Raw genomic sequence first — 12,748 nt, 5'->3', positions numbered from 1 at the left:
GGGATACCAATATTCAGAATTTTCCTTTATAATATCTGTTGTATGACCAACATGATTTGAAAATAGGAGGAATTACTTTGAAAGTTGGAGTAATAGTATTAGGCACCTTACCAGCTGGGGTTAAACAGATTCTTTTTAAACTTTCGAAAGAATTGACATCACAGTATAAGCTAATTGGAATAGAAGTAGCTAAGGATGAGAAGGTTGCATATCGTGAGCTAAATGAATTAAGTGATTCCCCTTATTTAGGAAATGCTTATTTAAAATTATCTGCAGCAGATCATATTCAAAATTGGGAAGAATTATTTATAAATATGGATATGGGGATTGTCATTGGAGATCAAAAGGCAAAAATGGCATGGGAAGAAAAGCTTTCAGACAGCGAAAAAGTCAACTCTCTATTTGTGCCTGTATCCATTCATAATAATATAAAAGGTTCAGAATGGTCTTTAGGTTATGATACTGCTTTAAATAGCATTACACAAAATGTTTTGAAGGTAAAAGATACCATTCATTCTTTAAAATATGATAAACCGAGATTGTTTGGCTTTTCTATAGAAGGACAGCCTCCAACATCTATGCTTCAAGATATTGCAATCAGTGTGGATGGACATTTTCTGGCAAATGATTTAGAAGAAGGAGAAGTGAAGCAATTAATAAATAACATCACAGAATCTTTTACTAATCAAAATACGTCGAATGTACTGGTTTATAGTGTTGGGTTGGCAAATGTGGTGGAAAACGAATTAATAAGCAAAATAGATGCAGACTGGAAATATGCAGAAATAGATGAAGCATTATGCATGGGGACAAATCCAACGGCAATTGACCGGATTTTAGCAAACGAATTAGCGGAAGAAATTTTGTTATGGGTTGCAAATGAAAAGCAAACGGGGCAATTAAAGGTGCTGAAGGATGGCATTGTTTTTAAAGAGAATCAAGTAACAGTAAAATGATAGAGTTAATGGAGGGATATCTCAGAAGCTGTTTTTCGGCTTCCGGGATGTCCCCTTTTCTTTATTGGCGATTGAGTATATTTGCCAAAATATTATAGATAGGCTTTCTATTAATTTCCCAGTAGAATATAATAGAATTAGAACGTTTTAATAGGAATAGTATATTCAAAATTTAATAAGATTTATGCTGCAGATGAAGCAACTAACAAGTATGTAGAAGGTGGGATGTCCAAATGGGACAAGATGTTCTATTTGAGATTTTTAAAGGAGCAGGAAAGTTATTTTTAAATCCGATATTTTATCTTTCTTTCTTTTTTGCTGCATACCTTGGCGTATCTAGAGTAAAAAGGGAAAGAAAGCAGTTTACTGTAAGGGCAGAAAATGCTTATTTTGAATTAAAGCAAGTCTTGAATACAGGATTGATTATTGGTCTATGTTTATCTGTTGTATCGATTCTTTTTGTTGTAGTTGTTCCAATGGAAATGATTATATATATAGGCTTATTTACATGTTTATTAAGTTTAATCGGTAAAACAAGGTTTCTGTCATCTGTATATACAGTTGGATTGGGTATTTTATTAAGTATTCTTTCTTTGCATTTAGACTGGGATTTTTTCTTGTTTTCTAAAAGTGATTTAGATGCAAACCTTATTATTTTTCCAACTGCTATTATCCTATTAGGATTATTGATTGTCGCAGAAGGTATCTTTATAAAGAGAAAAGGTGCGCAAAAAACATCGCCGCGTTTAATAAAAAGCAAGCGGGGGCAATATATAGGAGTGCATCTTTCAGAAAGAATCTGGTTACTGCCGCTTTTTTTATTTATTCCAAACGGCATTTTAACCAGTCCCATTGAAGGATGGCCTATGTTTACAGTAGGAAATGAAACGTATTCCTTGTTGCTTGTACCATTTTTATTGGGATTTAAACAAGAAGTTCAAGGCGTTCATCCGATCACTGCTATTCAGGCTGTCGGAAAAAACACAATATTTTTAGGCGTGCTTATCACGCTAAGCTCTATTGCCGCTTATTTCTATCCGCCTGTTGTTTATGCAAGTATTTTCCTGGCTATTATTGGTCGTGAATGGATAACAATCGGACAAAAAAATAGAGAAAAAACGAAATCCTTTTATTTTTCAAGAAAAAATAATGGGGTGATGATTTTAGGAATAGTCCCTGATTCTCCAGCAGATAAAATGGGTTTGAAAATAGGAGAATTAATTACCAAGGTAAACAGCATTCCTATTCATGATGACATCGAGCTGTATAAAGCACTGCAGAAAAATTCTGCTCATTGCAAGATAGAAGTACTTGATACTAGAGGTGAAAATCGTTTTGTGCAGCGAGCGTTATATGAAGGGGATTACCATGAATTGGGGCTGCTTTTGATTCAAGAACATAAGCAAGAAGGAAATGCGGCAGTATGATTTTTATGTTTTTGTAAAAAAACTAAAGCTTTTCAAAGCAAGGAGGAAGCAGAATCATTTGCATCTTTTTTGCTTTTTTTTTGTTTGTAAAAAAATGGTTTGTGAAAAAAGTAATGGGTATATTGATATGTAGATCGTAAATTGGTATGATGAAACAATTGGACTTATTAATTTATATATTTATATAGTTAGGCAAACTCGTTGAAAAACGAAGACGCAAAGCTTCAGATCTAAGGCGTTAATAATAATGCTATGATAGCTGGGCCGCATGCAAAAGATACTGATTGAGCTATCTTTTATTTGCATTTTGCCTCTTGAAATAGGCAAAATGCTTTTTTGTGTGCAATAAAAAAAAGGAGACAAATTTTATGGATTTCAAAGATGTTCAGCAGCTTTTTCCAAGTGAGGATGGAAATGCAAAACAACAGGAAGAACTTTTAAATTTAATTGCAGCATTAATTAAGGAAATGGATACTTATAAAGATCCCAACAAATCTATTTTAGGTGAAGTAAAGGATAGAGATGCAGATTTTTATCGAGGTCTAATTGAAGAATCGACTATTCCAACTAGTGGACAGCAAATGTCTGCGGTAGTTGAAGAGTTACTTAAATTGGTTCAAGGGCACCCTTATCATACACATAAATTTGTGACAAATGTTCTGCCAATGGCAAGTATTCCTGGGATTTTAGGAATGCTGACAACTGTTTTGGTAAATGGAAATAACCTTTGGGATGTATATGGTCCTGCGGGAGCAGAAGCAGAAGTAAAAGTTATTTCTATGATGTCAAAATTAGTTGGCTATGACCATACTAAAAGCTGGGGATATACTACATGGGGAGGACAAGGAGCCGTATTTACAGGTTTGCGTCTAGCCATTGCTAAAATGTTTCCAAAAGCGAAAGAAGAAGGAGTGCCATCTAACTTATATTGCTTTGCATCAGAAGGTGCACATTATAGCTTATTAAAATCAATTGAAGCGACAGGGATTGGATCTAATCATCTGATTCGTGTTAATACACTGGAAGATCATTCAATGGATATAGATGATTTAAAACAAAAGATGATTCAAGTTATCGAATCAGGGGGCATTCCCGTTTACGTTGTAGCAACAACAGGGACAACTGATTCATTCGGCATAGATAATGTCAAAGAAATTAGAGAAGTGTTAGATGCCCTTACAGCCTCTTATAGACTAGATCATATACATGTTCATGCGGATTCTGCATTAGGTGGATTTTACAGCATTTTTAATAAATATGATTTTAAACAAAACCCGCTACAATTTGAAGAAGAGGTTTTAGGAGGATTATTACAAATTAAAGAGAGAATGCAATATTTATATCTTGCAGATAGTTTGTGTTTCGATTTTCAAAAATTAGGACAAACGCCATATTTAACAAGTTTGTTTTTAACAAAAGATGGAAGTTCATTAGGGTTGTTGGATTTAGAAGAATTTGAGACTCCTTATGTAGGAAACCGCGGCTATGGCAGCTATCATACAGGATATACACTTGAATGTTCCCGAATGGCTAGTTCTATTGCCATTTATGCTGCATTGCAGGCTTTTGGGATGGAAGGTTATCAGCAGATTCTTGGAAACTATGTAAGAGTAAATCTTGCATTCCGCAAAAAATTAGAGAATGCATTTACTAATGCAGCAGTAATTAACCCATGTAATATTGGACCTATAACGGTATTTAGAATTTATGAAAATAAGGCATGCTGGCAAGAAGAAGTTTCTGGAAAGGCAACTAGTGAAGCAATTCAAGCAACAAACCAGCTAAATCAAAAGCTGTTTGAACTTCTAGGCAACGATAGAGATGAAGTCTTTTTTGGGGATACAAAAAAAGTTTGCTTAATTGAGGCAAATGATACAAAAGAAAGGCTTCCTGTATATGCATCTAAGTTCTTCTCCATTTCTCCATATACAGAAACAAAACATCTGGATGAAATGATTGATTTTTTAATGCCGCGAATTACTGAAGCGATGAATCAAAACAATGATTCAAAGAAACAGGAGGAAGAATGCTTTGCAGTCCTCAACTAAGAAAAAAAGCGGATCTATATTTAGAAAAAATTTAATAAGCTATGTTATGTTGTTGGCCATCAGTTCATTTGTTTTTTGTGGAGCCTTGTATTCCTTTACTAGATATATTGTGGAAAATCAGGTAGTTACGGGATTTGAGCAAACACTGCGTGCAAATTTAGCCATTATCTCTGATGATATAGAAGCAGATAATGTACAAGAAGCAGAAGAAGGTTCTAACGAAGCATATCAACAATTATTATCTACATTAAATGAGTTGAAGAAACAAACGGATGTTGAAAATGTATATGTACTTGGGAAAGATAATAATGAGGGGCATATTACTGCATTAAGTGATACGGAAGAAAGAGGATCCGATTATTCATTTACAGAGGATATGAACCGAGCTTTGGCTGGTGAAATAGTAATAAGTGATATTTACAAAGATGAATTTGGAATTCATAAATCTATTTTTATGCCTATAAAGGGAACAAATGCTATTTTGGGCATGGACATGGATGCTTCTTTTATTGAAAAACTTTTTTCTCAAATTATTTATGTATCATTAGGTTTAACTATTTTTGTATTAATTTTAGGAAGCATAGTAGCTTACTGGATGAGCAAACGTATTTCAAAGCCTATCGTTTCTTTGGTTGAATATGTAAAACCATTGGCGTCTGGAGATTTTACAGGGAAGTCATTGAAGGTAAACTCTGATGATGAGATTGGTGAGCTGTCAAAGAATATTGATAAAATGGCGGAGCAATTAAAAATTCTTATCGGACAAGTTTCACAAAGTTCAGAGCAAGTGGCTGCAACCTCTCAACAATTATTTTCAAGCACAGAACAAACGAGCCATTCTATATCTATGATTAATGATTCCATTCAAGAGGTAGCATCTGGTACAAATCAACAAGCAGATACGATTGAAGAAATAGGTGGCAATATCGTTAATATCACTACTAATATAGAGGATATTACAACTAGCATCAAAAATGTTACCATTACTTCAACTAGTACGGCTGCAACAGCAGAATCTGGTTCGGAAGTTGTAGGAAAAGCAGTGGAGCAGATGCAGATTATTAATCAGAATGTTAGTGAAACAGCTGAAGTTATTAATTATTTGCATGAAAGTTCCAATCAAATTAGTGAAATTGTTACATTAATCTCCAACATTGCAAATCAAACAAATTTATTGGCTTTAAATGCATCCATTGAAGCTGCACGGGCAGGAGAGCATGGCAAAGGGTTTTCGGTAGTTGCGGAGGAAGTGCGTAAATTAGCGGAAGAATCTGGCAGTGCAGCTAAACAAATCAGCGAAAAGATTATTTACATGCAAGATCAATCTTATAAAGCGGTTGAAACAATGTCAAAAGGTTATCAGGCCGTGCAGACAGGTTTAACAACTGTTGATGAAGCAGGTGCTTCATTTGAAAAAATTCGCTATTCGGTAAATGAAGTTGCTCATCAAATTTCATTAATTGAACATAAAATTATTGGCATGAATGATGATGGAAGCCGGATTGCTGCATCGATTGATCAATTATCAGATGCTTCAGCAGAATTCTCCGGGCATGCTCAAAATGTATCAGCTGCTTCAGAAGAGCAAACGGCAGTTATTGATGAGATAGTCTATGCATCTAATAATCTATCTAAAATGGCAGAAAGTTTACTTGAAGCTGTTAATAAATTTAAGTTTTAAAGAAAAAAACCATCTGAATTATAGAGACATTCAGATGGTTTTTTATTTTGCTTATTGGACGGATAGATTAAAATAAAAAGTATAGGATAGAGACAAACAAGAAGAGAAATTATAAAAGAACCAGTAGATAAATAAGATCCCTCTTTTATAAATAGAATAGAGGAAAACTTAGTTTTTTAAGGAGAAGTTTATGGATTTGCTAATGACTATCATATTGCTGTTGTCTTGCTTATTAATTTCAAACATCACTAGTCACTATATACCGTTTATCCCTACAGCATTAACTCAAATAGCATTTGGTGTTATCATTTCTTTAGTATTTAATGATTTTTCTTTAGAGATTGAAACAGAATGGTTTTTGCTGCTGTTTATTGCACCTCTTTTATACAATGATGGAAGGTATTTTCCGCGGGATGAATTATGGAAGATGAAAGCGCCTATTTTTGGCAACGCAATTGTGCTCGTGCTTGTAACGACTATTGGAGGAGGATATTTTATTCATTGGATGATAGCAGAGATCCCTCTTGCTGCAGCTTTTGCTTTAGCGGCTATTCTTTCTCCAACTGATCCAGTAGCAGTAAATGGAATTGCAAAGCGTATACATATTCCAGAGAAAGTGCTGAATTTGGTTAGAGGAGAATCATTGATTAATGATGCTTCCGGTTTAGTTGCGTTTAATTATGCAGTTGCAGCCGTAGTAACGGGAGTTTTTTCTTTGCAGAAGGCAACATATGATTTTATGTATATGTTTATTGCTGGGGCTGTTTTAGGTGTATTGCTTAGTCTTATTATAATATGGATCCGTTTTACATTGCGCAGGCAAGGTATTAATGATGTAACATTTCATTCGTTGCTGCAAATTATTGCCCCATTTATTATTTTTATTGTAACAGAAGAAATGCTGCATGCTTCAGGTGTTATTGCAGTAGTCGTCGGCGGCATTATTCATACTATCGTAAGGGAAAAAACGGAGATTATTATGGCAGAGGAGCAAGTGCTTACGGAAAATATTTGGAGCATTATTTTATTTATTTTAAATGGAATAGTCTTTTTATTATTAGGTTTAAATATTCCTTCTTCTATGGTTGAAACGGTCGCAAATCCCAATATAGGAAATTGGCTGATTATTGGATATGTTATTGCTATAGGCATTGTTATTTTAGGAATTCGATTTATTTGGTCTTACTTGTTTTCATATTATGAATATAGGTTCCTTCAAGTAAAAAAAGAAGAAAAACCTACTGCAAAAACAGCGCTGTTAATAAGCTTAACAGGTGTTCGCGGGGCAGTTACGATGGCGGGGATACTATCCATTCCCTATTATTTGGAAAGCGGAGATGCATTTCCTGAACGCTCTTTACTGCTTTTTTTAGCGGCAGGAGTTATTTTATTTACTTTATTGGCTGCTACCTTTATTCTGCCATTAGTAAGCGGAGGAGAAGTGGTAGAAGAAGGAATGGAAACGGGAATAAATTTGCCAGAAGCGAAAAAGGTGCTTTTATTATCTGCAGTAGCAACATTAAAGCAAGAATTAAATGAGGAAAATGAAACAGCTGTATATCAGTTGATTGGAGAATATAAATTCAGAATACAGCAAATTCAGCAAGGGTTGAATCAGGAAGAGTCAAATGAACGATTGCAAAAAAACAAGGTGGAACTCGGCTTAATGGCATTGAAGATGGAAAGAAAATATATTCAGGAAATGTTTGAAAATGAGAAGCTGAATAGTGGATTATATGCAAAATTAGAGAAGGCATTGAATTACAGAGAGGAAGTGCTTTCCAATAATTTGAAATCAGCAACAAAATATTTTATTGGAATACTGATTAGAGGTTGTAAACATGTAGTAGGCAGACTTCACAAAGATTATGATAGACAAAAGTCTCATTTAGCAATTGGCCGTGAGATTCAATTAAAAGCGATGGAATATGCTCTTAAAAATCTTGAGGCAAATGCAAAAGAAGAAAAAGAAGCTTTCGCCGCGGTGATTCTTGATTACAAAAGAATGATTAATCGAATGAAACTGCCAACCAGCAGAAGTAGTGAGGGAATGGAAGAACAAAAGGAAGAACTTCGCATAAAAGTGCTTGATAAAGAGCGATCAGAAATACGCAGAATGTATGAAACTGGCGATATTACAAAAGATCAAGTAAAAGAATTAAGAAGATTTATTAATTATATGGAGAGTGTTACATTGTTTGAACATGTAGAATAGTAAGAATTTTGATGTGGGGTGTCTTAAGATATATAGCGACTATATTTTAAGCCGCCTTTTCTCTTTTTATCACGCATTAACGGGCTTTTGTCTCCCGCCTAAGGGATTATAAGAGAAAACGAGAAATATAGGTGGATAGAAACTTGCCTATAAAAGCCTGATTGAAGTTTCACTTTATGATGCCAAAAAGTTCATAGCAAAAAATCATAAGACAATCTATTCCATACATAGCATAGAAAAAATAATAAGGAGGGTACAAATGGAGACAATAAAGGAGAATAAGAGCAATGTTGTAGTGTTTATCCCCTTTACAGCAGTTAAGCGTTTTTTTATTTTGGATTTGACAATAGGAACCGCCGCTTTTTATGGATGTAAAGCAATTTATGATCATGTGCTTATAGACAGTATTGGCACAATGGCGGTTACAGAGGTGATAAAGAAAATTCAAAAGTATTTGGCTGAATTTAAATAAAGTAAGTGTAGAATTATTCTCCTCGCATATTTGCTTCATTATTTTATCCCTCCTTTATATGGATTAACGGCTAGTTCCATGTGTTTTATTTATGAAACAAACATTTTAATATAATAGTGTATAAATATAATTTGACGTATTTTTGTAAGGTGTATAAAATTTTCCTATAGGAAACATTTTTATGCAAAGCAAAAAAAGACTAGTGAATGGATGATAAGTTTATGTTGGATAAACTGGAAATATTGACGAATCTAAATGGAGACTATATTTCAAATAAATAGTTCCAATCTTGTTTTGTTAAAGCATTCTTAAACATAGTCAAGAATAAAGATAGATAAAGGGGGATAAGGATGCCAGATAATTTATTATTAGCTTTTGGTTTAACATTATTAGCAGGCCTTGCAACAGGTATCGGAAGTATGCTTGCTTTTTTTACCTCTACTACTAATACTAAATTTTTATCTTGGATGCTTGGCTTTTCAGCAGGTGTAATGATTTATGTTTCCATGATTGAGATTTTTGTTAAAGCCAAGGTTGCACTTGTGGATTCTTTGGGAGATCATTTAGGGAACTGGTTAACAGTAGGCGGATTTTTTGCCGGCATATTACTTATCGGTCTTATTGACAAATTTGTACCAGAACAAAATAATCCGCATGAGTTGAAAAAAGTGGAAGAAATCAATGCAGTGGATCTGGAGAAAAAAAAGGATCAGGCATTATTGAAAATGGGGACATTTACTGCATTAGCGATAGCTATTCATAATTTTCCTGAAGGCATTGCAACATTCACCGCGGCATTGCAAGATCCAGGGCTTGGCGTCGCCATTACTGTTGCGATAGCTATTCATAATATTCCAGAGGGTATTGCGGTAGCCGTTCCGATTTATTTTGCAACAGGGGATAAGAAAAAGGCTTTTAAACTTTCCTTTTTATCTGGTTTAGCAGAGCCGGTAGGGGCACTTGTTGCTTTTTTACTATTAATGCCATTTTTAAATGATATTATGTTTGGCCTCATTTTTGCAGCAGTTGCAGGAATTATGGTTTTTATCTCTTTAGATGAACTTTTGCCAGCAGCAAAAAAATATGATGAAGGCCATCTGTCGATTTATGGATTAGTTGCAGGGATGGCTGTAATGGCGATCAGTTTGCTGTTATTTATTTAGGAAGCGCTGCATTCAGTCAGACAAAATAATGATCCATAAAATGAAACTTTAATCATTTGGAAGCTTATTGCCTGTTGATGAGGGGAAAAAAAGGAACAATTAAGCATATCGCTTAGTTGTTCCTTTTTTTATGTGCCTCTGTTAAAATGACCGTTGATTTTAAAAGAGGTGTTCGCAAGCCTGTTTGTTAGCATTTCGCCAAACACACTCGCTCTAATTAACTGTGGCCAGTAGCTTTAACGAATCCCTTTTGGCTAGGATGCCTTTTTTTGCTGCCGTTTTTCTATTTTTAATGAAAAAAACCATCGCCAACCTGTCAAAGCGGCTGCTAATGCACAAAGAATGCTTGAACCGATAAAAACAACATGCATACCCTCTAAAAAAATATCCGGTCTGTTTGGAATTAATGCTGTCACTCTATAGCCGGCCCTCATGCTCATAACGGAAAAAAGTGTGCTTGTTGCAAGTGATATACCTACAATCATTCCTAAATTTCTCACAAGGGAATTGACGCTGCCTGCAATCCCTAGCTGTTGTTTCGGAACGGTAGACATAACCAATGAATTATTAGGAGACTGAAATAAACCAGAACTTGCCCCTGATAGAATAATTAATAATGCAACATTAATAAGGGAGCTATTTTCATGGAGAAAAGTCAGTCCGAGTTGTGCTGCCACCAATAATAGCAGCCCAAAAAATGTAATGATTTGCCCGCCGATTTTATCGGAAAGGCTGCCGCTTAATGGTGCGACAATAGCCATTGTAATTGGGAAAAGCATCAGCAAATATCCAGCCTGCAATGGAGATAAACCTAAAATGCTTTGTGTATAAAAGGGTGCTAATATATTAAAACAAAAGTTTACGACAAATACTAAAAATCCGCAAAAAATACTGATAGAAAAGAGCGAGTTTTTAAAAATGGCCAAGTGGAGCATTGGGTTAGCTGATTTTGCTTCAATGATAAGAAATGCGATAAAAGAAATAACTCCAAAAACAAATGAAATAATAATACACTTATTCATATAGCCGATTTGCTGGCCTAATAAGAGGGCTGCAAATAGCAAAAGGACGGAAAAGGAAAACAATAAACTGCCAGGTATGTCTATTTTTATTTTTGCTGTTATACGATCTGCAGGCAAAAGACGCCATGCAAGTGGAATTGCAATAATGCCTATAGGGATATTTATCCAAAAGATATATTCCCAACCTAGACTAGAAAGAATAATTCCTCCAAGGCTTGGACCTGCTATGCTCCCTAAAGAAACAAAGGTGCCAATAATTCCTAGTGCTTTCCCTCTTTCTTTTGGCGGAAAAATCTCTGTTACAATCCCTTGGCTATTGGCCATTGTCATCGAAGCACCAATGGCTTGGATAAAACGAGAAAAAAGCAGGAAAAATAAGGAATGGCTTAAACCACAAAGAAAAGAACCTATAATAAAGATAATTGCACCATATTTAAAGATCTTAATTTTTCCATATATGTCTCCGAGTTTGCCGAAAAATAGAATAGCCATACATATTGTCATTAAATAAATGCTTACAATCCATTGTGATTCGGATAATGTAAGATTTAAAAGTTGAGAGATGGTAGGCAATGCTATATTTACAATACTTCCATCTAATGTACACATAAATGTAAAGATATTAAGAACAATTAGTATGAGCCAACGTTTATTATAAACAGCTTCCTTATTAGCTGCTGTATTTTTTGCTGTAATCAAACTTTCACCTCATTCTAAATAGTTGCGTGCGCAACATTTTTGTTTATATTGTAAAAGATTTTAGTTGCGTACGCAACTAAAATTTTGTATGCTACTATATGCAAAAATAACAGCAAAGAGGTGAAAGAAATGAGGGAGGTGCCATTAGGAAGATTAGTTTCGTTAATTCATCGCCAGAATCAGAAATTTCTTGCGAAAGAATTAAAACCATATAATCTTGGCAATGGTGGGCAATATGCCTTTTTAAAAAAAATTATAAGACAGCCAGGCATAAATCAAGATGAACTGACGTCTGTATTAAAGTTTGATAAAGCAACAACCGCAAGAGCAGTTAAACAATTAGTGGAAGCAGGCTATATTGAGAAAAAAACAGATAAACAAGATCGGCGTTCCAATAATTTATATCCGACAGCAAAAGCGATCGATATTTATCCTGCTATTCAAAGGGTGCTGGAAAATTTAAATGAAGAAATCACAAAAAATTTTACAGAAGAAGAGGAAAAGCAGCTGATACGTTTATTGCAAAAAATCTATCCTGAATGAATAATGAGGAAGGTAAATATTATATTTTTTGTATGATTTAATTTTACTTAATAATGAATGATTGTTGATAAAGCAGGCAAAATGTAAAGGATGATAATTGTATTCGCCATATGTAAGAAATGGCTGATGCAATAGAAAACAGCTATATAAGTTGGAAGTGCCTTGATTCAGCTAGTGTATATGTTAAAAATGATATAAGTTTTTATCACGCATTAACAGGCTTTTGACCCCCACCTAAGGGAGTGCAAGAGAAAACGAGAAATGTAGGTGGGTAGAAACTTGTCCATAAAAGCCTGATTGGTTTCACTAACAATCAGTGGGGGACGTGAAAAATCCTCACTGATTGAAGTTTTACTGTAAGTAGACAAATAGGATGGAAACAGTATATGAGAGTACAGCAGTAAAAAGTTATGTGTCAGCTATCAAAATAAAAATAGAATGAAAAGAACTATAAGGGGGAAAAAGGAGATCATTTTAGATTCTCCTTTTTTGCGTGCCGCTAAAATAGTGGGAAATTTAGGC

At 34.6% G+C, this 12,748-nt stretch carries 9 protein-coding genes and 1 riboswitch; of the genes, 8 read left to right on the top strand and 1 reads right to left on the bottom strand.

Annotated features, from left to right (window positions below; translation table 11 throughout):
- Positions 1 to 77 precede the first annotated feature (77 nt).
- From NCCP28_RS13685 to zupT, 7 genes are all read left to right on the top strand, one after another.
- Positions 78 to 956, top strand: coding sequence for a 6-phosphofructokinase (locus tag NCCP28_RS13685; RefSeq protein ID WP_248561968.1), 879 nt, complete (start codon positions 78 to 80; stop codon positions 954 to 956).
- A 233-nt stretch (positions 957 to 1,189) separates the two neighbouring features.
- Positions 1,190 to 2,383 (top strand): PDZ domain-containing protein, encoded by a 1,194-nt coding sequence (locus tag NCCP28_RS13680; RefSeq protein ID WP_248561967.1) that lies wholly within the window; start codon positions 1,190 to 1,192, stop codon positions 2,381 to 2,383.
- A 181-nt stretch (positions 2,384 to 2,564) separates the two neighbouring features.
- A riboswitch (cyclic di-GMP riboswitch) is annotated at positions 2,565 to 2,655 on the top strand.
- A gap of 96 nt (positions 2,656 to 2,751) precedes the next feature.
- The gene (locus NCCP28_RS13675) at positions 2,752 to 4,431 is read left to right on the top strand and encodes a pyridoxal phosphate-dependent decarboxylase family protein (RefSeq protein WP_248561966.1); all 1,680 of its coding nucleotides are present in this window, start codon (positions 2,752 to 2,754) and stop codon (positions 4,429 to 4,431) included.
- Positions 4,415 to 6,112 (top strand): methyl-accepting chemotaxis protein, encoded by a 1,698-nt coding sequence (locus NCCP28_RS13670; protein WP_248561965.1) that lies wholly within the window; start codon positions 4,415 to 4,417, stop codon positions 6,110 to 6,112. The genes NCCP28_RS13675 and NCCP28_RS13670 overlap by 17 nt, the downstream gene beginning before the upstream one ends.
- A 190-nt stretch (positions 6,113 to 6,302) precedes the next feature.
- Positions 6,303 to 8,327 (top strand): Na+/H+ antiporter, encoded by a 2,025-nt coding sequence (locus tag NCCP28_RS13665; RefSeq protein WP_248561964.1) that lies wholly within the window; start codon positions 6,303 to 6,305, stop codon positions 8,325 to 8,327.
- 259 nt (positions 8,328 to 8,586) lie between these two features.
- Positions 8,587 to 8,799 (top strand): hypothetical protein, encoded by a 213-nt coding sequence (locus NCCP28_RS13660; protein ID WP_248561963.1) that lies wholly within the window; start codon positions 8,587 to 8,589, stop codon positions 8,797 to 8,799.
- A gap of 350 nt (positions 8,800 to 9,149) precedes the next feature.
- The gene (zupT, locus tag NCCP28_RS13655) at positions 9,150 to 9,962 is read left to right on the top strand and encodes a zinc transporter ZupT (RefSeq protein ID WP_248561962.1); all 813 of its coding nucleotides are present in this window, start codon (positions 9,150 to 9,152) and stop codon (positions 9,960 to 9,962) included.
- Between the two features lie 254 nt (positions 9,963 to 10,216).
- Here zupT and NCCP28_RS13650 read toward each other — a convergent pair whose 3' ends face one another.
- On the bottom strand, positions 10,217 to 11,680 hold the full coding sequence (locus NCCP28_RS13650) for an MFS transporter (protein ID WP_375709413.1): 1,464 nt from the start codon (positions 11,678 to 11,680) through the stop codon (positions 10,217 to 10,219).
- 132 nt (positions 11,681 to 11,812) lie between these two features.
- Between NCCP28_RS13650 and NCCP28_RS13645 the strand changes: the two genes are divergently transcribed.
- A complete protein-coding gene (locus NCCP28_RS13645; protein ID WP_248561960.1) occupies positions 11,813 to 12,226 on the top strand; it encodes a MarR family winged helix-turn-helix transcriptional regulator in 414 nt (137 codons plus the stop codon).
- Positions 12,227 to 12,748: the final 522 nt, after the last annotated feature.

Origin of the sequence: Niallia sp. NCCP-28 (assembly GCF_023168165.1) — a bacterium.
Lineage (GTDB): Bacteria > Bacillota > Bacilli > Bacillales > Cytobacillaceae > Niallia.
Note: the sequence above shows the minus strand (reverse complement) of the source record. Positions and strands in the feature narration are given on the sequence as shown.

Bases quoted from the DNA above. Each gene is read 5' to 3' on its own strand.
- NCCP28_RS13680 (WP_248561967.1), top strand. From the start codon at position 1,190: ATGGGACAAGATGTTCTATTTGAGATTTTTAAAGGAGCAGGAAAGTTA.
- NCCP28_RS13675 (WP_248561966.1), top strand. From the start codon at position 2,752: ATGGATTTCAAAGATGTTCAGCAGCTTTTTCCAAGTGAGGATGGAAAT.
- NCCP28_RS13665 (WP_248561964.1), top strand. From the start codon at position 6,303: ATGGATTTGCTAATGACTATCATATTGCTGTTGTCTTGCTTATTAATT.
- NCCP28_RS13660 (WP_248561963.1), top strand. From the start codon at position 8,587: ATGGAGACAATAAAGGAGAATAAGAGCAATGTTGTAGTGTTTATCCCC.
- zupT (WP_248561962.1), top strand. From the start codon at position 9,150: ATGCCAGATAATTTATTATTAGCTTTTGGTTTAACATTATTAGCAGGC.
- NCCP28_RS13645 (WP_248561960.1), top strand. From the start codon at position 11,813: ATGAGGGAGGTGCCATTAGGAAGATTAGTTTCGTTAATTCATCGCCAG.